Origin of the sequence: Psychrobacillus sp. FSL H8-0487 (assembly GCF_038008385.1) — a bacterium.
In the GTDB taxonomy this organism is placed as follows: domain Bacteria; phylum Bacillota; class Bacilli; order Bacillales_A; family Planococcaceae; genus Psychrobacillus; species Psychrobacillus psychrotolerans.
Window position 1 is genome coordinate 1 of record NZ_JBBOZA010000002.1, and the last position, 24571, is coordinate 24571.

Here is a 24571-nt window from a genome sequence, read left to right on the forward strand (position 1 = left end):
AACGTCCTTTTTCCAAAGATATTATGGTTTGCCTAGAGACATTACGGCTTTAGTTGAACAAAAAAAGAGCCGTATTATCCAACTCTATATTTTACTAAAGCACCCTTTAGTTTAATAATATTGCTTTTGATTAATATCGTTTTTTTAAGTTTGGAAATTTATTATTATAAATTTTGTTCCAAATTTTCAAGGCACTTGGATAACAATTATCAATCGAAGGTACTCTACTCCTCGAAAACATTTCACCAAAGACTACATGTATCACTCCAGCTAATTTATCAACAGATGCAGTTGGTAAGTGCGATACAATGAGACTTATTTCTGGATCATATTCATCCTCAGATGTGTAACGTAAAAGGCACATTGGGTCCCAATCATTAATTACTTCTTTTACAATTTGATAGTGGTTCATAATATCCCTCTTTCAAAAATGTATTTTTGTGATTTATGCTTCACCCTTATTTAGCTAACCTGCTTCGTTAGTTCAATAAGAAAAAGGCTTTACTCCTTCTTGAAGTAAAGCACCCGTTAGTTGAATAAGAATTACTTAAGCTTTTCTCTTTTATTTTCAGGTTGTTTTAACCAATAACGAACTCCTTTACCAGCTAAAGGTTCATCATTATACCTTGGAATAACGTGTAAATGGCTATGAAGAATAGATTGATTTGAAACTTCCCCTACGTTCCAACCAAGTGTGTAACCATCTGGTGAATACTTATCATCGAGATATTTCTTAGCATTTTGTAAAAGTTCATATGTATCATTCCATTCATCTTTTGTTAATTCAAAAGCATTAGCGTGATGTTTTTTTGGAACGATTAAACCACAACCTTCTAATACTTCTTGTTGATTGTTGTGTTGTAAAAAAAAGCATGTTTCATTTTCAAATATTATGTTCTGTTCAACATCTTTTTGTGGATTACAAAATGGACAATTAGCATCGTAAGACATAAATACCTTACCTCCTTATACTTCAACACTTTTTCTTATGATAACAAATCTATAAATTCCCTTATTGAACTAAACTGCCGCGTTAGTTCAATAAGAAAAAAACTTTACTCCTTCTTGAAGTAAAGCACCCGTTAGTTGAATAAGAAATTAACTTCTAACCTGCATCAAACTGACCCATAAAAAGTCTTCACCAAATAAATTATCTGGTTGAGTAATCTTTTTCATTTCCCTAAAATTAATTATATTGAAATCTTTTATAAACACTTCTTTTAATCGCCCTTCAGCGTAACCTATTCCTCCTTTTAAACTACCTTCTTTGTAAACATCCCAATCCGATGTATCTAAGGCACCCTCAGTATTGAAGCAAACAATTCCGAAGTATCCATCTCTTTTCAATGCTTTTTTCAGCATTTCAATATATGTTAATCTACGATGTGGTGCTAAATGGTGAAACAACCCACAGTCATAAATAAAATCATACGAGTGTGGCTGGAACTTGAAGTCAAATAGGGAAATACAATGAAAATCTATATTAACCCCTTCTTCTCTAGCCGTTTCTTTTGCCCATTCTATCGCATTGGTAGACAGGTCTAAAGCATCTACCTCACAGCCTTTTTGAGCCATATAAACAGCATTCCTACCCGGTCCACATCCTAATTCCAATACTCGTTTAGGTGCCAGCCCGTTATTAAAATATTCTACAAGATTTTCATCAGGAGCTTTAATTTTGAAAAAAGGAATTTCTTTAGTCCTATCAGTATAAAAATCATCCCAAAATTCCTTTGGCTCTCTTAGGAATCCATCCAACATTTCTAGCAAATTCTCATAATTCAATATTTCCTTTTCCAAAAAACTTCCCCCTTAGTAAAAGTTATCTCTCTTATCCATTTTACTAAAAGTTACCATTTCCGATGTTACATCAATATTAATTTAACGTTATTTTACCAGAAAATTCAGATGAGAAAAGCCCTCCGATTTAGCTCTAAAAGACATTTACAAATCATATTTACTATTTAAATCACATAAATGACGTATTATATAACTGCCGCAATCGAACCTCCTAAACATCATTTTTAAAAGGATTTGACCTATTACAAAATCAACTCAAAAACCATCCTTGTAATATTTGTTACACAGTCGTAATATTTGCTTCTTCAACTAACCTGCTTCGTTAGTTTAAGTGTAACATTTCACAAACTATACCACCTTATGAAAATAAACCCTTGCCTTTAACACAGCCAAATATAAAAAGAATGACCTGATTTTCAAGTCATTCTTTTTATTATTGTGCTAAAAGTTTCTATGGAAGTTTAGAGGCTCATATACATTCCCAACAATCTCGATCAAGTATACTCCATTCGAGGTAACTGTGGGATTGTTTGTTGGATGGTATCCTGTAAAGTTAAATAGATACCCTCCTAACTGTATATTTTCAAAATCCTCTCTCCATAAAGTCGTTTGCCACACATATTCAAATTTACTTGTAGAGATAAGTTTGAATGAACTGCTAGGTATATTTATAGGCCCAACTGTCCCCCCAAAGTTTACACTACCTTCTACTCTGTTAGCAGGAGTAGTTTTTAATTCTATTACGAATTTTTCACCTGCTAAGAAGGTGTTTACATCTTCGTCAAACCCTTCTCCCACCCAAAACGTTTTCCAATCAGGTGTATGCGTTACAAGTGGTACTAATCTCGCTATATCTACATTAATACGCTCTGTAATGCTTCCAGTCAAACCATCATTATCTCTTACTGTTAACGTGATATCGTAAAATTGCGAATCAGCTACAATAGAGGGTGTTTTACTTGTAGAAGAAGTGATAACTCCTTCTTTAGATTTAATACTCCAAGTGTAACTTACTATTGTTCCATCCAAGTCATATGAGGCTGATGGATCCAAAACAAATGTTTCACCTAAGAATGGTTTATATGGTTCCCATACAAAAATAGCTGTTGGTGGTTTCAAGATTTTCTTCCCTACAGTAATTTCTTTATAAGCAGGGATTTTTGATTTTAATTTAGTTGGTAATGTGTTGTCCCAAACATTCAATGTCACTTTATAGATTCCTTCTTGTGCATTGTTAATCTTCGGATTTTGGTTTTTTTGAGTTGTCGTCGTACCATTCGGTGCTACAATCTTCCATTCCCATTCAATCACTTCTCCATCTACATCAAAAGATGTATCGTTTAAATTAATTGTATCTCCCGCAATAAGAGTTAATGGTGCATACTCAAACATAGCATAAGGAGCTTGTGGTCCTTTTTCTACATTGAAATAGCGTACATAATCATCACTTAAAGAAGGTAATGGAGATGGTGGATTATCGAATACACGTTGTGTAATCTTATACTTCCCAATTCCCCCAAATTGATTAAAATCAATCGGTGGTGAACCTGTATTCCAGGTATGTTCTTCTCCTTCTGCAGCATCTACTTTTTCGACTATCCAAGAATAGTTAATTAGTGTATGACCGTCGGGATCGCTTGATTTATCTGTATAAATGATGGGCTCATCAACCCATAAAGTATGTGGGCTTGTTTGACCATCCGTACAAGGAATACTTGCTACACTAACTGCTGTTCGACTTAGTTCAAAACAAGATGTTGGAGGGTTATTTACAATAACTTCAATTTCTTGCTCATATAAATCAGATTGTAAAGATGGTGGATACTTTGGAATATCCCATACAGTTAAACCAAGTAGGTACTTTCCTTTTCCTAGTCCAATACTAGCAAAACTTTTCGGAGGATTTGCACCTGTCCAAACCTGTACTCCATCTGATTGACGTTTAATTGTCCATCTATAATTCGTTAAGGCATCGCCATTTGGATCATAACTACGGTCACGAATATAGTATTGTGTAGTTGTATCAGTTAGGACCGATGTATTTAACACGATACTTGGAGAATCGAATAAAGCTACTGGCTTCAAGTTTACATTTTTAGTTGAAACTAATTTTGTAACAGACCCATATGCTCCATCAATATCTTTCACTCGTAACGTAATATAATAATCTTTAAGTGCTTGTAATGTTGCAGGTGGTTTCCCACTGTACTCTACTCCATCTAGTACATATTTCTCCCATGTATATTCGACAATACCACGTTCTGCAATGCCTATGTCAGACCAGTTAGTAACATGGTCAGGATCATAAGAAGTAGAAGGATCTAAAGTTAGTTTTAATGTACCTGCTGCTACAGTTGGGATAAAGTCTGCAATTGGTCGTCGATGAACATTTATTTTGTATTCACGTACTATTTCTTCATCCGACCATTTTTGATACTCCGCAAATCTACCGTCATTACCAACATCAGACAACGGGTTATCTTTGGCGCGAAGTGTCACTGTAAATGTTCCAACTTCATTCAATTGCATAGGACTACTAATATAGAGTCCACTTTGGGCTACTGGAGAGCTTGGCTGACCATCTATCACTCTTCCATTTATAGATGTTGTATCATGATCAAATTTCCATTCTCTTTTTAATTCGGGATCATTCTCAAAATCTTCATAAACTGTGGTGTAGTCTATTTCATCACCCTGGACTATCGTAAAGTTTTCAGGGTCTTCTAAAATCATATATTTATTTATTAAGAAATCCCTTATTCTCTGTACATTACTTTGTAAGTTCAAGGTGTCGTACTGAGTATACTGCCCTTCCTTACCTGAAGCTGAATTTAATAACTGTGCATCTAATCTCAATGTATTATCGGAGTTATTCCAAAAGTAAACATCACTGGATTTTACCTTATTAATAATCTGATTTCTCTTGGTTGTATTATTTACCCATGTCCATTTATTACGGTCCATTCGATAGTAATACTTATAATCGGCGGTTGAATAATTGTGATTAGCAAAGTCTGTAACAAAATCGGTTGTATCTACTTGCTCTGTATAAGAACATCCTTCATTTTGATAGTTGGTCACTTCAAATCGCATATCAGGTACATACATACTTAGTGAAGCTGAATACTCTGTATGTGAGAAGGATCTTACTGTTTTTTTATACTCGTCGGTGTAAGTGTCGCCTGGTTTAAAACCACCACCACCTGTTACCCAACTCCAGCCTGCACCACCGTTATTCGTGCAAGGTTGAGTACATGTTTGAGTCATATACTCTGTAGTTTCAGTATAAATATCTTTGGAACTCGAACTTGTAACATTCCAACTTCCGCTATATGGAGATGAACCAGTATATGAATCATACAGATAGTACCCATAATCTACCCAATTCCAAACAGGAATATTTTGAATACAGGTTCCGTCTTGGTCAATCACTTTAAAGTAATTGTTATCAACTGTTACTGTTACATCTAAGCCCTTCATACGTAAGTCAGACTCTAACTTGCCTGCATAAGCAGTTAACGAATTCTTCTCAGTTGTATTGTACGTATAGTATTTATGGTTATAAGTACCACCACCGCCACCATTATTCGTACCAGAACCAGGGCGATTCCCCGTCTGATGTTGTTGAGTGGCTATGTCCATACCACCAAAATCTAAAACTACTTCTACTTTATTCTTTCTTTTAACTCCGAAATCAATAATTGGTGGTACATTATCTACTTTCACACCAACATCATGACCTAACTTGTTGAAGTTAGATGGGAGTAAATAAGCACCAACTGAACCATTTTCATCTATTACATCGGAATTATCTCGCAGATACTCATGTGGTAAAACAAATTCTTCATAGGTTGGTTGCCCGAATTTTTCTTTTACCTCTAGACTAAAGCGGTAATCGCCAACGTGTTTAGTTTTGTAGGTTACGGAAACTTTATTTCCACTATCGATTACTTGTTTTCCTCCGTCCATCGGAGTACCAAAGTAACCATCATTATTAGAATCAAATTCTACATACCAAATACGTTGGTCGATTAAATCGTTATCGTTCGAATGACTAGTATCCGTTAATTTAATAGTTGTCTGTTTGGAATCTGCTTTTGCACGTAAATAAGTAGCTTTATCTACTGTAAATTCTGCAACTGGCACTTCATCTTCAACTACTTCTAACTCTCGTTTATATACTTCACTAGTTTCATCATAGATATTTGTTACAGTCACTTCTACTAAGTATTTACCAGGTTTTTTGAATAGAAGTTGTTTTATTGATTTATCTGAGCTTACACGCTCTTTAATATCACTTCCAGTTAATCCTGGTGTAATAGGAGTGATCTTCCATGTAGTCTGTGAATATTCTAACGGTGCAACGTGTACAGGTGATACACGATCAGAAGCCTTAGCATCTAAAGTGACGGCTCTATTTACTTTTAATGTACCGCCTAAATCTGTTGCTGCTGTAGGAAGTGTAGGCCATGTTTCAAAAGTGGTAGTGGCGGAAGCTTTTCCTCCATTACCATCATCTACTGTGAAAAGTACATTTCTTTTTGTCTTTTCTGTCACACGTGGAGATTGCCATGCATTATCCGCTATTTTATTATCTACTGTTAATGTTTCAGTTAATACATCATCTTCATCAAGGTCAATAGCACTCGTTTTTATATTATTAACCTCGGGCCAGTAGTGAATTGAATCGGCTGATACATAAGCCACAGGAGGTGTATTAATCTTAATAATTTCTTCAGGTGGTAATAATATTTCCCCCCCACCTTCTCCAATCTTGAATTTTAAACGCTTTATAGACTCTCTTTGCACTTGGTCTACAACTTTTAATTCTACTGTGTACATTCCATCCTCTTTCGGAGTGAAATTAGTCGCCGCACTTTGATATTTCCCGTCATAACGCTTCATGTACGGTTTATTAGGATTATTGGTACTTTTATTACTATTTATTTGTCCCTTGATAACACCACCATTATTTGGACCCTCGACAATGGTAATCGACCATTGGACTATATTTCTTTGTAAACCAGATCTTGTATTAGAAACATATTCAAATCCGTTGAAATTAAAATTTAACTTCTCATTTTTCTTATAGCTATTTTCCTTTTTTAATTCAAATACTTCAATATCAGGAAAATCAGTTTGGATTATTTGTAAAAATGTATTATTATCCCCCCCACTTCCATCATTAGTGGCATCTCCTCCAGCACGTTCTGCAAGATCACGAATCCAATAATATTCTCCGTAAGATTTTCGAGATGATTGGTTAATAATGTCGTATTTATATGCATCTAATACATGGGATGGATTACCGTTAAACATAGTACTCACGTTGTTATAATCAAAATATTTAGCATCTTGAACGTTATAACTTGTACTAGGCATAGAGTTGTGTATCATACTATTTGGTTTGGCAACCGATGGATTAACGGGTCCCGATAGATGAACAAAAGGAAACCGATAAGCTTTTATATTTTCTGTCCCATTTTTTGTTTCTACTTCAAATGTAGTATTTATATTGGGTACTAGTTTCCCTTTATCATCGGGGTGACCTCTGTATATTGTGGGATAGCGTTGTGGTCCCATCCAAGCAGTAGTATTACTAGGATAAGAACGCAGGTTGTTATTTGTTCGAACTAGAAGTGCTCCATCACCTAATTGGCCTGCCGTTAAAAGCGTGTTAGTTGAGTAGTTATACATAGGGATAGCAACTTCATCTTGCTGAATATCATAGGCTGAACACCCTTCAATCTTTTTCCCTACAGGTGATACCGAGCCTACAGTCTTTTGTAGCATGCTTGAGTCAACGTCTAGACGTTCGATACCATCATAAGCTCTTATGTAAAAATTGAATGGTTCATCTTTTTGAATTTTATGTTTAAAAGAAGTCGTAAATTTTCCCGATGTACTCTTATAATCTTGCACTATACTTGCTTGGCGACTATTAGGATATTCCACGTAAACTTGTACTTTTAAATCGTTGGAATTAATAGCATTTTCTTCTACAGTTAATTCGACTGTGATTTCACTGTTTAAAGGATAACAAGCTCCAATAGATGGTTTTTCTTTGATAGCAAAATTAGTCACTTCTGGACCTTTTGATAAATTCACACGAATCATATTTCCAGTAGTCGTATAAGAGACTCCTGCTGCATCAAAAACTTCCGTTATTAAGTAGCGATTAAAATATTGCTTAGGAGTTGGTGGCTGAAAGGAATACCTAATACCACTTGTAACTTTATCAATCACATATGAACGATTCCCATTTAAAGCATCTGCCCAAGTTCCTACGCTACCTTCTGAAATCATCGTTTTTTCAACTCCACTAGAAGTACGATAACGATACGCTTGTCCTAGTAATTTCCCCGAAGAATTGTCGATTATATCGGTCACTCCATCGTAATACCAAGTAGTTACCCCAGTAAGTGAAGGGGAAGTCGTTAAAGCTGTATTAGTATCTACTGTCGAAGGTTCGATGCTTATTGTGGCACTTGCCATTAAAGGTTCAGTTGCGGCACTTACTTTCTCTGTATCTAGCCCTATCCCTATCGGTAAGATAGGGATATAGGAACTGATTAAAAGTATGGAGACCAATAACCATGACAGGAATTTAAATCTACTTTTTTTCATCATTTATACTCTCCTTTCTTATTATAGTCATTTATTTTCTATTCAAATTTCATCTGAACAGTCATACCTTCATAGAAAGTATCAACACCTATATTAATTTTGTACCCCTCATAGATAAGAACTTCGTCGTTCGGTAAAAACGTGCCATTCTTCTCCTGTTGGCGTGCGTCCATTACTTTTGATTTCATCATAGGTAGTAATTTATCTGCTAGATGTGGAAATCCAATTTCCATCCATTCTTCTGCTACATTCAATGCTTTGTCCGAACGGAAGTCATAACTAAATGTACCCTCTTTATCCTCATTACTTGGAACAAATAGAAATTCAGATTTACCTAATCGTGGCGTGGGATTTGTATAACCTTTAGATGTTAATCTAATAGTGGAATCTAAATTATCGAATTCTGGACCCCATCCTTCCCGTCCAGTATAAACTTGCATTTTATTTGCTCGAACAACATCTAATCCTTCCGAATAAAATTTTGCACTTATAGGATTGTATAGAATAGCTAGTTGATTAAAAGGTTTTGCTCCATCAATAAATAAATCCTCGTTTGCTTTCACAATTTTATCCAGTCGAGCTATTAAATCTAAGGTTTCATCGGGAATCACAACTTCGGGCTCTGTTGGTTCTGTCGGCTCAGGAGTTGGTGTTGGCTTCACGTCTTTGTCGAGATTAAGAGCACGATGTAAAAATACAGCATAGTGTTGGCGAGTAACAGGAGCATTCGGTTTGAATAGTCCATTATCACCTGTAGTGATTCCGTTTGAATAAAGGGCTTGTACGTGCTGATTTCCCCAATGGTCAGATGAAACGTCAGGGAATTTGAATGTGTTTTTAGTATCTAGTTTAAAAGCAAGGTCTAAGATTTTTGCCATTTGCACACGAGATAATGGTTGGTCGGGATTGAACTTCCCTTGTGAACCATCTACAATGCCCGCTCTATACATTTTTTGTATCTCTGCATGATATGGATGTGATTTTGGTACATCTGTAAACTCTTTACTAGCACGAATTGGTTCAAGTGGTAACGCACGAGCAAGAAGTACGGCTACATGCTTTCTTGAAACTTCTTGAAGAGGTTTGAATGTGCCATCTTCATACCCATTGATAACCCCTTTATCTCTCATTTCATGAATGATAGTGTAGTAGGAACTTCCTTTAGCCACATCAGTAAAGTTAGCTTTCACTGTTGCTGCTTCTGTAAGAACCCCACTTGATGGTATTACAATTGCAGGTATTACCATTGCTGACGCTAATGCTGATAAGAATAGTTTATTTTTCATTTTTACTCCTTCTTTCTTAACCATATTTTGTGAGTTGAAATACTTCTCCTGTAGGTATATACTAAGTATATACTATTTTTAAGTATATATCAAGTATATACTAAGGATATACTAATTGGAGAGGTGACTTTTTTGGAACGAATACCAAAGTTAATTAAATTCCCTGCTGATCTTGTTCAAAAGATTGAAAACTACCAAGAAACTAATTCTATATCGTCTTTTGCAGGAGCATTATATGAATTGATAAGGAAAGGTTTGGATTCTGATAAAAAATAAAAGACCGTTTAATTAATACTCCCTTCTAAATAAAGGGGAAATTTAGTTTTGCAAAAATTCCCCTTTATACTCTTGTATCGTGAATTTTTTCATATGTTCTTCCGCACCTTTAACTTTTACATCAAGTACCATTGCAATCGAAGGACCAAAGATCGCTCTTTCAAACTTCCTCCCATCTGGTAGGGTATACTCCCAATTTGTTGGAAAGACAATTTTTATTCCCGTCATTGGATCTATGTAGTTATCATCTATATATACAATATCGTCAATAGTGACAGGGGCATCCAGTAATGTTAATGAATTAGGACGAAGTTGAGTATCAAGTGATAGATTCATTCGCAAGGATTCTCTAATCTTCTCTTCAGCCAGTGTCGGAATGAATATAATATTCCCATCTGCTAATGCTTGTGTATCCACCTGTAAAGCTCCGTCATGTACAGCATGTTCAATACTGTACTGTACAGTTCGATAACCTCTGTCCATAATGAAGATTTCTACATCTTTCACCCATAGCGATAAGACAGATACTAAGATCATCATAAACACTAATAGTTTCTCCATTTTTTCTCTCCCTCCTAATTCATTAACCTCTTATCAATTAATCGCTTCGCTCATCCTAGTGGCTGAATGAAAATGATACTTTTCCGACGCTTCACCTGAAACTAAGTTTTCAAAAAGCAAAAACTGATAGGTGTTAGGTACTTGTAAAGAACCTTCTATGTATTGTCCTCTATAAACTGGCAGTAAAGTCCCGTTGAAAATAACATCATCCCGTTCAAATCCTGCACTTTCCAGTAGTTTATACATACTATCGAGATTTTCCTCTGTAAAATAACCATCTACTGCTGCTTTTTCTACACCACGTTGTATAGCTACTTGTACTATCTTTTCTCTACCTTCTTCCATTCTGTCCAAAGCTGGCTGAAACAAAAGAACAAGAGAGAAGGGTAAAAGCATCATAAACACAAATAATTTATCCATTTACAGAATCCTTTCTAAGAAATAACTCCTACAAAAAAGTGTTGTAGGAGTTATAAATTTGTCATTTTTAAATTATGGTGTTACTGTACCAAATTGAGCCATCTGATCATTAGCAGCACCAATTATTTCTTGTGTATTGTCTTTCATTTCCACCGCATCAGCTTGCATACCTTCATCGTCAAAAATAGTTTGACTTGTTAATCCAACCGCAAATAAGACAATCATTAATAAAATTAGTAATTTTTCCACTTTTCTTCCCCCTAATTGATATTATTTTCCTGTAGGTGTAGTACTTCCACCGAATTGAGCCATTTGGGCATTTGCATCGCCTAAAATTTCTTGGGTGTTATCTTTCATATCTACCGCATCAGCTTGCATACCCTCATCATCAAAAATAGTTTGACTTGTTAATCCAACCGCAAATAAGACAATCATTAATAAAATTAGTAATTTTTCCACTTTTCTTCCTCCTGTTTTCTATTACTTTATTTATATTGAATCAAACAGTATTATCCCATTTGATTAACAACCGCCATTACTTCTTTGTACCACATAAAAAATACAGTGACTTCATTCAAGAAAACAGTTAAAGCCCCTACCACTACTAGAACATATATAATGGATTTTCTTTTTCGTAATATTTCTGTATACCGATTGTATAAGTCATTACTGAATTCTCTCCGCTTTTGTTCTAGTAATAAATATGCTTGTTCAGTCTTTAAACTCTCGACTTCTTTCATGACTACACCTAATGTTTCAGCTTCTTTTGTATTAAGCTCATTAGCGAATTGGTCCCAAGCTACCCCGTTATTTTTCACTTCCAACAATGGCAACATTTTTTCCAATGATGGACGAATAACTTTGAAATATGGTAGTGCCTCTTGTATAAGGTAGTACGAACTTTTAGGCTTGTCCCCAACTTGATATGCAGATTTTAAATCGTTATATAACTGGTATATCTCATTAGAAATTTCATTCTGACGTTTCTTTTGAAACATCATTACAATGAAGTGCATTGGATAAGGCTTTTTTGGAGTTAAAGCGATAGGAATTATTCCCCAAAGGAATAGCGTGGTTATATCAATGTAATTTGTTCGTGTGATTAATCCATAAATCACAATGACCAAAACACCGATAAGTATAGAAAATCGAACTAAGTTTAAACGTTCGCTTGTTATCCATTTGGGTAGCCCGTTCTTTTTAAAAAACAAATCAAATTCTTCATTCTCAAGTCGTTTCCTATATATACGAATATTTCGTTTAATGCTTTTTATACCGTATCTATTTTTCCGTCGTTCATCGTACTGAGCTTTACGCATAAAGTACCAACTCAATAAAAGTAAACCTGCTACAACAACCAAATATATTAATTTAAAATGCTCAGCAAGATAGTTCATTTTCTCCCCCCCTTCCTCATTACATTCCTTTTGGTTTACGGACAAATAACCCTAACCCGATTCCAATCAATCCAAAAACTACAGCTATTAAAAATGATTTCAACCCATCTTGTGTCCCAAACTGATAGTAGTAAGCTTTTCCACCAGGGATCAACCATTTATCATTTACAAAATGTAGGATGATTAGAGCTGGTATAGGTGCGAAGCCAATAAGTGCTGTTTCACGTGCCTCTGTTTGAGCATCACGTACCCGTTTATTAAATTCGGTTATATCTTCTACCAAATCTTCTAACAATGTACTTACTTCCGTTCCATCCTTACATCCTTTCAAAATGATAGTCGCTAAGTTTTTCCCGCGAACATGACCAATTTGAAAAGATAATGATTCTGCAGCTTGAATTTTTATATCATCTTCTCCATGCATTCGAGCAAATGCTTTGGCATATACACCATGTGCAGAACCTTTAATTTGAGATACTGTTTCCTTCAATGCATAGAGCATATGGTGACTATTTTTCTCATACTCTTGCAATAACAAGATTGCAGTATCTACTAGCTCGTCTTGGATGATATTTTGTCTTTGTTTGTGGATGAAATAAAAGCCGGTAATTGGTAGAACATACATAAAGATTGCTGATATACCAAATGAAAATATAAAGTCTTGTAAAATAACCATAAACAAAGCAATAAAAGATATAAACATTAAAAATTGTCCTACGACTAACTTAGAAAAGTGTTCTATTTTATAACTTTTTAATGAAGAATCTAAAAGCAAATGATACTTTTTAAGCCATTCATTGTTCAGCCATTTTTGGTTATATGACTCTAACTTAATTTCTCGGCCGATTCTCAATCGTTCTCTTATCTTAGAAACATTCGTGTTCAAACTAATTCCAATTCCAGCTACACTCAATAACCCCATGCTATAGAGAATAAACTTAACAATCGATTCTATATGAATTGGCATTGTATACGTCTCCTTTCTCTATTTCACATTTGCAAAAGTAGGTTTTTTACTCAGTTTTTCGAGCGTGGTCATAAATACATCGAATTCTTTTCGATTATATTTCATGACCATTCTAGCGAATCGTTTCGGTACATCAAATTCATAAGACCAGGTATCATTTTGAAAGTCATATTCCATGATTGTAAACATCTTAGATTCTTTAGTTATTTCATTTACATCATATAAGTGAACACCTGTTACTTTTTTAACCAAAAGTTCAGTTTCTTCATCTTTAAATTCATCCATGGAAATTGCAAAGTGTAAATTACGGTTAAACGCATGTTGAACAGCTGCATGATTAGAAGTGTTTGAATAGTATTGCATGTATAAGTCAGCCAAGATTTCAGGTATAGCATTAGGATCTAAATCATGTAGAGTACCCATGAGCTGTTTAATTCCCTGTACACTAGCCCTTTTGTAAAGACCTACTTCATGTTCACGAATCTCTCCAATAACAATCCGAGAAATGTCGTGACGTAAAAGTGCTTTCGTAACAACTGTTTCAAATTCTTCTCCACTACCCAAAATATGTAAGACATTGGATAAAGGATTTAATTTACGAATATCCCATTCTGGAAATGTCTCAGCATATACAGTTTTTATACGTTCAGGAATCTTTTTACCTTCAAATGTTTCGTATAGAATATTAGATAATAACACTTGTAAAAATGTAGATTTACCACACCCTGGTGGACCCGCAATAACACTGTTCGCCTTGAACTTCGCAAGACTTTCAAAAAGAGGAATCGCTTCTTGTGGGATAGTACCGTACTCTACCATTTGATTTAGGGATAGCGAACTTACTATTTGCTTACGTAAAGTTATTACAGGCTCTAAATGTGTTCGATGTGGAATCATCACTGATACACGAATATTATCGTATGTACGTGTCTCCATTTCGGGTGACGTGTGTTCATTGATTGTCGTATTTGCGTTCATATTTGCAAATCGTTTCGTTAATTCAAGTACATCTTCTAAACTTCTAAACTTGAAAGGTTGTAGCTCATATCCCCAAGGACGTTTAAATGTAATATCCATCCCAATTACTTGAGCACCTTCACAGTCAGGAACTTGTCTGAAGGCAGATAGAGGACCCCATCCAAATCCTTCTTCAAATATTCCATCTATAAGTGACGGATAATATCTTGGATACACTGTAGTTCGTAAACCATTATCAATGACATAAGATTCTAAGTGACGTTTAATTAGGTTGACGGCTGAAGGTACACCTTGCATAGACTCATGAAAAATGTTCACGTAGTTCTCTTTGGTGTTTCCGTTATTTCGATCATCAATCTTTTTGTCATAAACATCATATATATATTTTTTAGCATTTTTACAGACAGTATAAAAATCCTCATTTATAGCGAATTTATTAACTGTAGAAGAACGACTAAATTCTTTAATATCGAGAGATTTCCGATTAGAAGAAGGAACATAGTTATTACTTTTGTTTAGTAAAGTCATTAGGCTTTCCTCCGTCCTAATCCGAAAATTGATTTCTTTTCTTTTTCGTTATTCGTAATCGCTAAGATCTCATCTCCTATCGCACGAGCTATACCATCAATCACCTTGTTATACGGGGCATATTCTGAAAGATATAATATGCCATCTTCTATTAAAGCGTCATTTGATTCAGGGAAAAATGGAATTTGTGTAAGTATAGGTAGCTCCAATTTTTCTTCTAAATGTTTGCTAGTTAAAATTGCTTTAGAAGCGTATTTATTTACTACTTGGTAACTAGTTTTCGGATAAAAGTCGAATCTACTTAATACTTGTTCTTGCCAGCGACTAAACTCGTCAATTGAAAGTTGTTCTTGTGATGATACTAAAATATGTGTGTTAGACATTTGAAGCCCTGTTAACGGTAGGTAGCTGTCATAAAAAGAACCTATATCAAGTACTACTGCCTGAAAATGTTCTTTAGCTAAACGAATCAATTGTTCTACTGTTTTTCCATCAAAGGATAAAGCTTTGTAAAAGTCACGATTACCTGTTAAATAATAAAAATGGTCATATTTCTCCAAGTAAGGGATAAGAGTTTCTCCTGAATTAATAACATTTGACTGAACTAAGTCATAAATTTGGTCAAATGAATACGTTGCAGGTTTTTTTGTATCTTCACCAGGATTGTAAGGATTTAAGCCAATCACCAATGTTTTGTGATTGAAAGAACCGAGTGCATTTCCAATAGATAGGGCAGTTTGCGTTACACCTACTTGTCTATGTGTTCCGTAGACAGCCACAACATTGTGATACTCTGTTTGCTCCTCTAGACCAAACCATGCTTTTTGAATGGTGTCTAATTGTTCTCGTTGGCTCATTTCATTAGAAATTAGAAGAATATCATGTGCAATACAAGATTTTTCAAAAAAAGTATCAATTTGCTCTGCAACAATCAGAATCTTCATAGATTGAAATTGTTGTCTTAGTTGAATTATGTCGGTTGGAGTTAGACCTTGGTGTTCCATAATCAAGACATCTAACTTTTTTTCTTTCCCCACATCTTCCAAATTCATAATTTCCACAGAACTTGTAAATTGACGAGTACATAAAACTAATTTTGTTAAAATTTCATTAGGTTGAACTATAGCTACTTTCATTTCACATTTCTCCTTTCTGATTGATTTAATAACTAATAATTAATTTATAACCTTCTATATATAGTGATTCTAATTTTTTAAAATCTTCCAAAGTTAAACTAAGTTCAATACTTGACGGATTTTGCGTACCGTATAGACGGTTGTCTACTACAGTCGTTCCAGTAACCTCTTGGTTTCGTCCACCTTTTACATAAGCAATAGGCACATCTTTTAATACATGAGAACTGTTTATTTTAGTTTTATGTGTTTCGATTGTTGCCGTTTCTTGATTAGCAGCTCCTACAAATACTGCTGATATATTAATTAGGTCATAGCGACGAAGTGTTCCTTGTATATCCATTAGCCATGCATCAGGTATCGAGAAAAACTCATGCTCACTCGTAGGACGTAAAATACTTTGATCTAACGCTACAGAAGATACATACTGACTCGGAAGAATTATTTGAGTAGCTGTTTTACCGATAACGTCCGACAAGTTTCGCAACATACTATCGTTTACTCTTCCTCTTTCATATTCCATAGTTGTCAACATCTCGTCTGTAATTACTGTATCTTTCTGTATTATTTCACTAGCAACCACGACTTCCACTGAAGTAAAGTGCTTAAAGAAATTCATTTCATTTGCAATGACTACAACTACAAACAATGCAAAAAAGAAAATAGATAGGAATAAAGATTTATTAATTTTTTTCTTCATGTTATTCTCCTTTAATATTTTTATTTCTTTCTTACTTAAATCCTAACATCTATATTTTTTTCAGGAGTGACAAAAAACAGAGGTAATGGCCAACATGAAAACATACAATAAAGACTGTTATATCAGCATTTATAGGGGAAGTTTTATTAATCTAATAAACTAGCTTAGAATCGTTTTCTAATTAATATCAAAATAAAAAAGCTATGCAAAACATAGCCTTTCATTTTAATTAACACTATCCTTTTTCCATTCTTGCTCGTTATATAGATAAAACATATCCTTAATACTGTTCTTCAATTCATGATCGGTTGTTACTCGAATTCGCCCTAAATACGGTTTTATGAATTGCATTATCGGTTGTAAATGCGTAAACTCCTCTGTCACTATTAGTATTCGTGTTGGTAATTTATCTGCATTGTAACGGAAAAATTGCTTTATCTTCTCTTCATTACCTCTAAGAACTAATACAGCAAAGGATTTCCCTTGCCTGTTAATCGAAGCAATAAATGGTTCTTCAGCCGTTTCTATAAATACATCTTTATCAGCAATTTTAAACTGCTCATACAGTTGAAAAAATACCAATCGTTGCAGTACATCATTTTTAGAGAATAACTTCCATTTGTTTGCTTCAGCCTCATAATCCAAACCCGCCAAAACCATACCAGTTGCTCCGAGAGTATAAATAGGAATAGCTGACTTATTACGGATAAGTTGATGTTTTTTTAGTATCTGTAAATCTAATGCTTTTTGGGCTTTCTTCTTATACGTATTTATATTGAAATAAAGCTTTCCATATTGGGCTGAACCAATTAAGCCAATAATAGATAAATCTCGAAGAACTTCATCTTGCTTAGGAGAATTAAGAAGTAAACCATTTTTCACCGGTACTTCTTTAGAACTCATTGTTTGCCACTCTACTTCAGCATCCAAGGATATTGAGAAGGGACTAACTGTCTTTTGAACCTGCTGTTTGGTTACCATAACATTGGTATGCCTATTGCAGTAACTGTAACAGGCATACTCTCCATCCTCCTTTCATTAATTTAAATCAACGACCATTTAAAATACTTTTAGGATTTTAATATTCATTTGCTGTTGTTTTTGCTTGATTTTCAATACTCTGACCAACACCTTATCACCTTTTTTAACAACCTCATGGCGTAAATGTGGTCCCAATCCTGAAATACCATCTCGTAAAGTTACATATGTACCAAATTCAGCGATACCACTGACTTTTGCTACATACTCCCCATTTTCTTTAAAGTATTCATTTGCTCTGTCCCAAGGGTTATTTTGCAAAGCCTTTACAGATAATTGTACTTCTTGTTTCTGTTTGTCTATACTCGTTACCTTAACTTCAATGTGGTCGCCTACTTTAAATAGATCGTGCATACTATCTACCCAAGCATAAGAAGCTTCACTTGCAGGTATAGAAGACTGAATACCTCCAATATCCACAATGACATTACTGTTATACACTTGACGAACCACTGCTAAGATTTTATCTCCTTGATCAATACGTCTTAAAGCACGTTCAGCCATTTGGCGAATTGCTTCTTTACGAGAGCCGACAAAGAAGTTACTAGCTTTATCGAGTCCAATAACAACAAATGCAATCTTTTCACCAATAATTTTTTTTGCACCTTCACGATTATCTACACCCATAAAATCAAGTGGTATTAGTCCTCTAACTTGTCCAATTTCAACAATTCCGCAAAGCATTTTTTTCTCAGGAGATACTTGATATACTTTTTCTTCCAATCCCATTAACTCTGCTTGTAAGATGGTAGAGTTTTGACGAGATTCGTATACATCACGCCAGTCTCTATCTATTTCCATATGTTGATCTATTACTTTCTGAGCCTTTTGTTCGTCATAACCTTCAATTAATACATTTAATGTGTAATCACTCATTTAAATGCTCCTTTTCTATTTATAGATTATAAATCACTGTTTTTTCAGATATAGTATACTTCCTTACCAAAAACCTGAATCTGATTCGTCGAATACATCATTATCCTTACTATTACCACTGGTATCTTGAACCTTTGATTGACTTATTTCTGTATTATCAAATGAACCACTAGGAGATGGATAATAATCAATGATTTCAGTAGGCTTATTTTTAACTAATTGTTCTTCTAATTTTGGGATAGTTCTATTTGAGTTTTGTTCTGTTATAACCAAGGGTACTTCTACTTGCTCTACTTGACCCTTTTCAACTATTTCTTCTACATTTTTTGATTGAACGTTCGTTTGTATGATAGAAACTAATTCTTCTTTTATTTCCTTCGGAGGTTTTGCTATATTGTCATTGCACTTCTCAGTTTTTACTACTTCTTTTACTACTTCATTTTCAACAGGTTTTTCAAGAATGTTTATATTTTCTTCTATTACAGGGCTAAAGTTACTTACAGAGCTAGTTGAATCCTTACTCTTACCTATCGAGAAAATTAGTTCATTAACTGGTTCATTCGGTATTATATCGTTTGAACCTTCTAGATTTTCTATGAGGGGTACTTGTTTCAGATTATCAATTAGTGGAACATCTTCGAACGGATTATCAGCTTTTAAAACTTTCAAAGCCTCAGCTGCTTTTTTTTGTTTTTCTTGATGTTCAAATAATTCCACGTCATATAGGGCTCGTTCTCTAACCTTAAAAAAAGGAGGTCGTTTTTGGTTCTCAAATTTTCTATTTTCCTGTTCCTCGTTCAATTTTTCTAACCAATTATCAGGGACAAACTCACCTACTGCTACAATAGGTTCTTGAGGTGTTCCTCCAATAAGCAACTTGCAGATACAATAAAAACGAGGTAGCCCATCCATGAATAAAGTTGGTAAAAATCTTTCTTTTTCTACTTCTTCTTCTCTATAAGCCTTAGGTAAAATATTTTGAAATACTCCTCCATCGAAAGTTCTTGTGCGTTCCAGCATTACGTTAGAACCCATAATTTTAGATGCTTCTGCTGCATCTTCATATTCCAATCCTCCAAAGAAAATCTTGTTACGGACTGAATTGAGTATATTTCTCTTCATTGCTCTACCACTAGTTGCCCCCGACTCAATTTCTAATTGTCCTAGTGATTGAATTGCTGCAATTAGGGCAACCCTGTATTCAGCAGCAATAGATAAAAACTTTTCAACATCAGGATTAATATATCTTGAATATTCATCAATGATTAAGTAATGAGGAACTCTTGTCCGTTCAGTACCTGGACGTCTAAATGAAGCTAATTGCATATGCATGGTAATAAACATTCCAAATGCGTCTCCACTTCTACCGAGCTTACCCAATGCGGTATTTACAGCGAGAATTCCACCATTTCTCAAATGCTCGTCCAAGTCTATATCTGATTTACCTGTAACAATTGCTCTTAAAAATTCGTTAGAAGTAATATTTTCTAATTGGGAACGTAATCCTACAATGAACTGACGATATTTTTCAGCCATTTGTCCACTACCCAGTAGTTCATTATCAAAAAAGGTAATTAAATCTGTATTTCCATACTGTTGACGATGGGCTTCTACGTTTTGTTTGAGTAAATCTGCATCACGTAAATTAGCCAATACATCTAATATGTCCATATCATCATGGTATAGCTCTTTTAATAGCAGAGTTACTTTTCTACTCGATAACTCTTGAACTGTAGCAAAGAAAGCATCCTGTTTACCAAATAAGGACTTCAGAACAGCTACAGTCGCTTCTGTAACATCATTCTTATCTCCACGCATTACATTTATCTTTTGTGTTTCGTCAGGATAAAGAGGATCTATGTAGACTAATTCATCTTTTAGTCCCATCTGTTCAGCCATTTCTTTCACCATTCGGGTCACATCTCCCTTAGGCTCGATGATTGTCAAACCCACTTTTTCTCCTCTTTTTTTAGCAAGGAGAATGGTATATATCATTGGCTTTAGTATTTTTGAGGTCTTGCCACAACGAGTTGGCCCGATTATTAAGGCATGGGTAAAGGGATCATCTCCACCCCAAGTAATCATATTTTTGTTCGCTTGAAGATTAGTTGGCTTTCGTTTGATCATATTCATTACGGTTTAATGACACCTCCTGCAATATGGTGAAATCTATCGCATTTTTCTCAGCTATAAGATTCATTTCCTTGTGCAACATAGCGTAGGACTTCTTCATCCGAAAACTCAATGTCCATTCCTTATCGGTTGTTTTGAGTAGTTGTAAAAATCTCTGAACGATACGAATTTTTTCTATAAATGTTCGTTTGTTTGGTGTATTTACTAAATCTTCTTGCTCACGTTTAACCCGAACTTCAACCTTTTTTTGTCCCTCTTTCCAATAATAGAATACGACCATTAAAGGAATAGATACGATAAACCCTATGAAATTAATAACTATTGAAGCCAATGGAAGGTAAAACTCTAAATATTGCCCAAGTGCTATGAAAACTCCTACTGTAAATGTCCCCATACTGTATACACCACGATTATGATACTTGTTCTTAGCAAACTGGGTAGCTCCTATAATTGCTAAAACACACCCAATTACTAACCAAACATATGGCTGAACAATAAATGCTGAAATCATAGAAATGATTAGTGAGAAAATATATAGGAGTATTGTTGAGGTACTTGTCAATTTACCACTCTGCTCCTTTCTTATTAATTTAAGTAATTATTAGTATTTTTGTTCTCTACATATTCCTTAAAGAAATCTATATCCTTTAGCGAAATTACATATAATATTTCGTCCGTCGTTATTTCTTTAAACAATTCTGCTATTTCTTGTTGTTCTAAATCTTGCATACTATCCATTTTTTCTAGGATGAGTGTATCAACCCCTATGGACTTTAAATATGCTCGAATCTCTTTATACGGACTTGACGACACTATCTGCAATCCTCCTTCCTGTATAGCTCTATTTAAACGATAGCATCTAATTTTTTTTCAGGAGTGACAAAAAAATACACACAAAAAAGGACTATTCTCTAGATTTTTCTTGAGAAAGTCCTTCATTTAAGTTACTTATTCTTATAAAGATAAGATAAAGACAATAACAGATAACATGGCATGAACCATAAATTTCCCCATCGCCACTATTGCTACAGGTGTAGCTACTAGATCAACTAAAACATTTCCTAATGTATAATTAAAAGAGCCGAACGCTCTAACAAAATTTTTCTTTGTTGGTTTTGACAGAATTCGTTTTCCCATGAAGCCAACAAATAACTTGTCTGCAAACCAAGCTAAAAATAGTGCTCCAGCCACAGTTAGTGCATTAGCAATAGTATGCAAATATTGGTTTAAATCATAATACGTGAAATTTACATAGTAATCCCAAATATAAGGCATAGCAAGCCACTTAACGAATATCTTAATTTGTACTGGATCTATTCCAATTTTTAATAAGACTATATATGTTACGAATAGAGCAACAGCAAGGAAAATAATAATTCCTAATCCTGAGCCACTATTATTGTTGCGTTCTTCTTCAATGCTATCACCAATCATATTTCCAACTGCAAGACCTACTAAGGATTCTTCGGTATTGTTATCCATGCTGCCACCTACTCTCTTCATTATAAAAATCAGTCTAAGATTAATATCTCTTAGGTGTAATATAATTATATCACTGACACATTATATGTGTCAACTATATGTAGTAAAGCGTTATTTTATCAACACAATATATAGTAACAAGATAATTTGACACATATTATGTGTCAAAGTATAATTACAAATAAAAATATTCTTCACTAAAATCGATGTAATAAGTAGGTGATTCATCAAAATGATTACAGTTACCCTTAATGATTACTTGCATAAAATCAGTTATGAAGGGAGTCTACGAGAACTCGCAGACCAAATAGGACATAATCGCGAAAAAGTAAGAAGGTTCGCTTCCAATGAAATGAAATTATATCCCGAAGAACTTCTAAGTGACCTATGCGATTTTCTAAAATGTAACCTAGAAGATATCTTACGTCACAAACCTAATGATAGGCAGTTTTCAAAGTAAAATAAAAAAGAGGAATTACACTGTTTTGTTAGTGTATTTCCTCTTTTTTACTATTTTCTTACTTTTACAATTATCCCATACTTCATATCCGTAAGGGATTAAGAATCCCGATAAGATTGCTAGTACAATATTGCCAACTATAATTAACATTTATATAATTCCTCTCTATGTATGAACTTTCTACATTTTTGCGGAAAATGTTGGGCTTAATAATGTGATAATAGAGCGATCTATAGCATTACCTTTCACAAATATAGAAAAACTTTCTGCATCATCCAGTGAAATATTTATTGGTATTACAGGGTTTTCTGGTGATAGAGTAACAGATTTAACCTCTTGCTCATTCACTATGAAAGTTATTGTAAATTCTGTTTGGTTTCCCCAATCTGCCCCCTCTGTGATTGGGACATATGAAATAGTTGTCCTAAATTCATCCGATTCTTTAATTCCTAAAAAGTAGAACGTTTTCTTTGGCTCTATATCTAAGGAAATAGAACGCTCCTCAGGTTGATTCACATCATTCGGACTAACTGCATTCATAAACAGATAATTAGCATGTTTACCATCTCCAAGCATATCGCTCATAGTCGAACCATCTGCTTGTTGCAGGTATTCAAAGTTAATGCTATCGTGCATAACATTATAAATAGAGGTTACATTTTCAATGACTTTTAAATCAGTCTTATCTTCTACAAAATAATCGTTTTCTCCAAAGATGGATATACTAATTGCGTAGACAAGTGTGCCTAAAAATCGAAGGAACAGTAAACCATTCTGTATCCCTAAAAACACATAACCTACGGTTGTTAGTTTCTTTACTCTTCCTGCTATAAACCAAAGAAGGACAAAACCAGCAAATAAAGCAACTGCTCGAATATAGTAATGGTCCTGCCAATCAATTAGGAAATCAAAGGTTGAAGGGAATAGTACTATTTTGACAAGCAAGTTATCATAAAAACTCATAAATGTTCCGTATAATTGAGGAATAAGAGCAAGAATAAAGGTGAACATAGTGCCTATAATACCAAGTATAGCGAGAACTACAATTATTAAACAACCATACGCACAACCCGAACCATCACTTCCACCTCCATTACTTCCTCCACCATTATTTCCACCGTTTAACCAACTTCCGAACAAAAATCCTTTTCCAAAATCACTCATTCATTCCACATTCCCTTTTTGTTTTTCTTCGACTGTTTTTGAATAGCTTCAAAATCATCAACATATTGAGTATTGGGAGGATAAATTGCAACTTGTGCTAGGCCTTCTCGTAATAAAAGCTCGTTTAACGATTTCATCCCTAACTTTTCTCCAACTAAAACAATATCCCCGTCTTTTGTTTCTATTTCTTCATTTAAGACCACATTATCAAGCCATACATATGCAAGTAATCTATCGTACTTATCGAATTCTTCCACACCTTTTTCTATCCAAACCTTTTGTCCAGGAACGAGAAGATTTTTAGTAAATTCATAGGCCTCCAAAGCATATGGCTGTGGTTTATCTTTATACTTACCCTTACTTTCAGGAGTGTTTACTAAAATTAACCGAATACGGTACTCTTTATCATTAGTTATAGCTACATCCAGGGTATCTCCATCGACGCTATTAATAATAGTTGCTTCAAACAAGTCTGCTCCACTAGGTGCTTTTATTTGTTCCGTTAATTCGCTATTAAGCCAAGAATATGATTCTCCTACCTTACTGTCCCCTTTTTGCATGTTGTCCTTTTTAGAGTCATTATTTGGCTTTTTATCGCTACCTTCTCCATCCACCCTATTACTAAATAAATCTCTAGTTCTATTAACATCTTCAACCATGGAAGATTCTGTACATGCAGATAACAAAAATGCCATTGATAGAATGACTGATAAGTAATATTTCTTATTCATAAACTTCCCTCTCT

At 34.5% G+C, this 24571-nt stretch carries 25 protein-coding genes; 2 read left to right on the top strand and 23 right to left on the bottom strand.

Annotated features, from left to right (window positions below; genetic code table 11):
• Positions 1–130: 130 nt before the first annotated feature.
• The 5 genes from MHI47_RS19530 to MHI47_RS19550 all read right to left on the bottom strand — a co-directional run bounded on the left by MHI47_RS19530 (position 131) and on the right by MHI47_RS19550 (position 9713).
• A complete protein-coding gene (locus tag MHI47_RS19530) occupies positions 131–412 on the bottom strand; it encodes a hypothetical protein (protein ID WP_340768317.1) in 282 nt (93 codons plus the stop codon).
• 131 nt (positions 413–543) lie between these two features.
• Entirely contained in the window at positions 544–951 is a 408-nt protein-coding gene (locus MHI47_RS19535; RefSeq protein ID WP_340762596.1) for an HIT family protein, read from the bottom strand.
• Positions 952–1098: 147 nt separating this feature from the next.
• On the bottom strand, positions 1099–1800 hold the full coding sequence (locus MHI47_RS19540) for a class I SAM-dependent methyltransferase (protein WP_340832112.1): 702 nt from the start codon (positions 1798–1800) through the stop codon (positions 1099–1101).
• A 441-nt stretch (positions 1801–2241) separates the two neighbouring features.
• Positions 2242–8430: a hypothetical protein gene (locus MHI47_RS19545; protein ID WP_340832114.1), complete on the bottom strand. Its 6189-nt coding sequence runs from the start codon at positions 8428–8430 to the stop codon at positions 2242–2244.
• Between the two features lie 35 nt (positions 8431–8465).
• Positions 8466–9713, bottom strand: a complete 1248-nt coding sequence (locus tag MHI47_RS19550; protein WP_340832116.1) for an S-layer homology domain-containing protein — start codon at positions 9711–9713, stop codon at positions 8466–8468.
• Between the two features lie 132 nt (positions 9714–9845).
• Here MHI47_RS19550 and MHI47_RS19555 point away from each other — a divergent pair, with 132 nt between their 5' ends.
• Entirely contained in the window at positions 9846–9989 is a 144-nt protein-coding gene (locus tag MHI47_RS19555; RefSeq protein WP_340832117.1) for a hypothetical protein, read from the top strand.
• 42 nt (positions 9990–10031) lie between these two features.
• On the opposite strand, the gene MHI47_RS19560 is transcribed toward MHI47_RS19555, so the two are convergent.
• The 15 genes from MHI47_RS19560 to MHI47_RS19630 form a co-directional block, all read right to left on the bottom strand.
• Entirely contained in the window at positions 10032–10550 is a 519-nt protein-coding gene (locus MHI47_RS19560) for a hypothetical protein (RefSeq protein ID WP_340832118.1), read from the bottom strand.
• A gap of 33 nt (positions 10551–10583) precedes the next feature.
• Entirely contained in the window at positions 10584–10970 is a 387-nt protein-coding gene (locus MHI47_RS19565) for a hypothetical protein (RefSeq protein WP_340832119.1), read from the bottom strand.
• 72 nt (positions 10971–11042) lie between these two features.
• Positions 11043–11219 (bottom strand): hypothetical protein, encoded by a 177-nt coding sequence (locus tag MHI47_RS19570; protein WP_340832120.1) that lies wholly within the window; start codon positions 11217–11219, stop codon positions 11043–11045.
• Positions 11220–11240: 21 nt separating this feature from the next.
• Positions 11241–11429, bottom strand: a complete 189-nt coding sequence (locus MHI47_RS19575) for a hypothetical protein (RefSeq protein WP_340832121.1) — start codon at positions 11427–11429, stop codon at positions 11241–11243.
• A gap of 50 nt (positions 11430–11479) precedes the next feature.
• Positions 11480–12367 (bottom strand): hypothetical protein, encoded by an 888-nt coding sequence (locus MHI47_RS19580; protein WP_340832123.1) that lies wholly within the window; start codon positions 12365–12367, stop codon positions 11480–11482.
• Between the two features lie 19 nt (positions 12368–12386).
• Positions 12387–13334, bottom strand: a complete 948-nt coding sequence (locus MHI47_RS19585; RefSeq protein WP_340832125.1) for a hypothetical protein — start codon at positions 13332–13334, stop codon at positions 12387–12389.
• Between the two features lie 18 nt (positions 13335–13352).
• Positions 13353–14840: an ATPase, T2SS/T4P/T4SS family gene (locus MHI47_RS19590; protein WP_340832127.1), complete on the bottom strand. Its 1488-nt coding sequence runs from the start codon at positions 14838–14840 to the stop codon at positions 13353–13355.
• Positions 14840–15976: a hypothetical protein gene (locus tag MHI47_RS19595; RefSeq protein WP_340832129.1), complete on the bottom strand. Its 1137-nt coding sequence runs from the start codon at positions 15974–15976 to the stop codon at positions 14840–14842. Before MHI47_RS19595 ends, MHI47_RS19590 begins: the two co-directional genes overlap by 1 nt.
• 25 nt (positions 15977–16001) lie before the next feature.
• Positions 16002–16673, bottom strand: a complete 672-nt coding sequence (locus MHI47_RS19600; protein WP_340832131.1) for an SAF domain-containing protein — start codon at positions 16671–16673, stop codon at positions 16002–16004.
• A gap of 225 nt (positions 16674–16898) precedes the next feature.
• On the bottom strand, positions 16899–17576 hold the full coding sequence (locus MHI47_RS19605; protein ID WP_340832133.1) for a hypothetical protein: 678 nt from the start codon (positions 17574–17576) through the stop codon (positions 16899–16901).
• Between the two features lie 156 nt (positions 17577–17732).
• Positions 17733–18587, bottom strand: coding sequence for a S1 RNA-binding domain-containing protein (locus MHI47_RS19610; RefSeq protein WP_340832134.1), 855 nt, complete (start codon positions 18585–18587; stop codon positions 17733–17735).
• Positions 18588–18650: 63 nt separating this feature from the next.
• The gene (locus MHI47_RS19615; protein WP_340832136.1) at positions 18651–20720 is read right to left on the bottom strand and encodes a type IV secretory system conjugative DNA transfer family protein; all 2070 of its coding nucleotides are present in this window, start codon (positions 20718–20720) and stop codon (positions 18651–18653) included.
• Entirely contained in the window at positions 20692–21282 is a 591-nt protein-coding gene (locus tag MHI47_RS19620) for a hypothetical protein (RefSeq protein WP_340832138.1), read from the bottom strand. The genes MHI47_RS19615 and MHI47_RS19620 overlap by 29 nt, the downstream gene beginning before the upstream one ends.
• 23 nt (positions 21283–21305) lie before the next feature.
• Positions 21306–21533, bottom strand: coding sequence for a hypothetical protein (locus tag MHI47_RS19625; RefSeq protein ID WP_340832139.1), 228 nt, complete (start codon positions 21531–21533; stop codon positions 21306–21308).
• Positions 21534–21674: 141 nt separating this feature from the next.
• Positions 21675–22202, bottom strand: a complete 528-nt coding sequence (locus tag MHI47_RS19630; protein WP_340832141.1) for a hypothetical protein — start codon at positions 22200–22202, stop codon at positions 21675–21677.
• A 232-nt stretch (positions 22203–22434) separates the two neighbouring features.
• Here MHI47_RS19630 and MHI47_RS20235 point away from each other — a divergent pair, with 232 nt between their 5' ends.
• On the top strand, positions 22435–22662 hold the full coding sequence (locus MHI47_RS20235; RefSeq protein ID WP_445678316.1) for a helix-turn-helix domain-containing protein: 228 nt from the start codon (positions 22435–22437) through the stop codon (positions 22660–22662).
• 15 nt (positions 22663–22677) lie between these two features.
• On the opposite strand, the gene MHI47_RS19635 is transcribed toward MHI47_RS20235, so the two are convergent.
• Genes MHI47_RS19635 through MHI47_RS19645 form a run of 3 tightly spaced genes read right to left on the bottom strand, consistent with a single transcriptional unit; the run spans position 22678 to position 24557 of the window.
• On the bottom strand, positions 22678–22812 hold the full coding sequence (locus tag MHI47_RS19635) for a hypothetical protein (protein ID WP_340832142.1): 135 nt from the start codon (positions 22810–22812) through the stop codon (positions 22678–22680).
• 30 nt (positions 22813–22842) lie between these two features.
• Positions 22843–23826, bottom strand: coding sequence for a hypothetical protein (locus MHI47_RS19640; protein ID WP_340832144.1), 984 nt, complete (start codon positions 23824–23826; stop codon positions 22843–22845).
• The gene (locus MHI47_RS19645) at positions 23823–24557 is read right to left on the bottom strand and encodes a thermonuclease family protein (RefSeq protein WP_340832146.1); all 735 of its coding nucleotides are present in this window, start codon (positions 24555–24557) and stop codon (positions 23823–23825) included. Before MHI47_RS19645 ends, MHI47_RS19640 begins: the two co-directional genes overlap by 4 nt.
• Between the last annotated feature and the right edge of the window lie 14 nt (positions 24558–24571).

Excerpts from the sequence above, each read along its gene's own strand:
- MHI47_RS19630 (WP_340832141.1), bottom strand. The coding sequence starts at position 22,202 with ATGGATAACAATACCGAAGAATCCTTAGTAGGTCTTGCAGTTGGAAAT.
- MHI47_RS19640 (WP_340832144.1), bottom strand. The coding sequence starts at position 23,826 with ATGAGTGATTTTGGAAAAGGATTTTTGTTCGGAAGTTGGTTAAACGGT.
- MHI47_RS19615 (WP_340832136.1), bottom strand. The coding sequence starts at position 20,720 with ATGAATATGATCAAACGAAAGCCAACTAATCTTCAAGCGAACAAAAAT.
- MHI47_RS19645 (WP_340832146.1), bottom strand. The coding sequence starts at position 24,557 with ATGAATAAGAAATATTACTTATCAGTCATTCTATCAATGGCATTTTTG.
- MHI47_RS20235 (WP_445678316.1), top strand. The coding sequence starts at position 22,435 with ATGATTACAGTTACCCTTAATGATTACTTGCATAAAATCAGTTATGAA.
- MHI47_RS19580 (WP_340832123.1), bottom strand. The coding sequence starts at position 12,367 with ATGAACTATCTTGCTGAGCATTTTAAATTAATATATTTGGTTGTTGTA.
- MHI47_RS19535 (WP_340762596.1), bottom strand. The coding sequence starts at position 951 with ATGTCTTACGATGCTAATTGTCCATTTTGTAATCCACAAAAAGATGTT.
- MHI47_RS19530 (WP_340768317.1), bottom strand. The coding sequence starts at position 412 with ATGAACCACTATCAAATTGTAAAAGAAGTAATTAATGATTGGGACCCA.
- MHI47_RS19635 (WP_340832142.1), bottom strand. The coding sequence starts at position 22,812 with ATGTTAATTATAGTTGGCAATATTGTACTAGCAATCTTATCGGGATTC.
- MHI47_RS19595 (WP_340832129.1), bottom strand. The coding sequence starts at position 15,976 with ATGAAAGTAGCTATAGTTCAACCTAATGAAATTTTAACAAAATTAGTT.
- MHI47_RS19605 (WP_340832133.1), bottom strand. The coding sequence starts at position 17,576 with ATGAGTTCTAAAGAAGTACCGGTGAAAAATGGTTTACTTCTTAATTCT.
- MHI47_RS19590 (WP_340832127.1), bottom strand. The coding sequence starts at position 14,840 with ATGACTTTACTAAACAAAAGTAATAACTATGTTCCTTCTTCTAATCGG.
- MHI47_RS19545 (WP_340832114.1), bottom strand. The coding sequence starts at position 8,430 with ATGATGAAAAAAAGTAGATTTAAATTCCTGTCATGGTTATTGGTCTCC.
- MHI47_RS19560 (WP_340832118.1), bottom strand. The coding sequence starts at position 10,550 with ATGGAGAAACTATTAGTGTTTATGATGATCTTAGTATCTGTCTTATCG.
- MHI47_RS19565 (WP_340832119.1), bottom strand. The coding sequence starts at position 10,970 with ATGGATAAATTATTTGTGTTTATGATGCTTTTACCCTTCTCTCTTGTT.
- MHI47_RS19585 (WP_340832125.1), bottom strand. The coding sequence starts at position 13,334 with ATGCCAATTCATATAGAATCGATTGTTAAGTTTATTCTCTATAGCATG.
- MHI47_RS19550 (WP_340832116.1), bottom strand. The coding sequence starts at position 9,713 with ATGAAAAATAAACTATTCTTATCAGCATTAGCGTCAGCAATGGTAATA.
- MHI47_RS19610 (WP_340832134.1), bottom strand. The coding sequence starts at position 18,587 with ATGAGTGATTACACATTAAATGTATTAATTGAAGGTTATGACGAACAA.
- MHI47_RS19600 (WP_340832131.1), bottom strand. The coding sequence starts at position 16,673 with ATGAAGAAAAAAATTAATAAATCTTTATTCCTATCTATTTTCTTTTTT.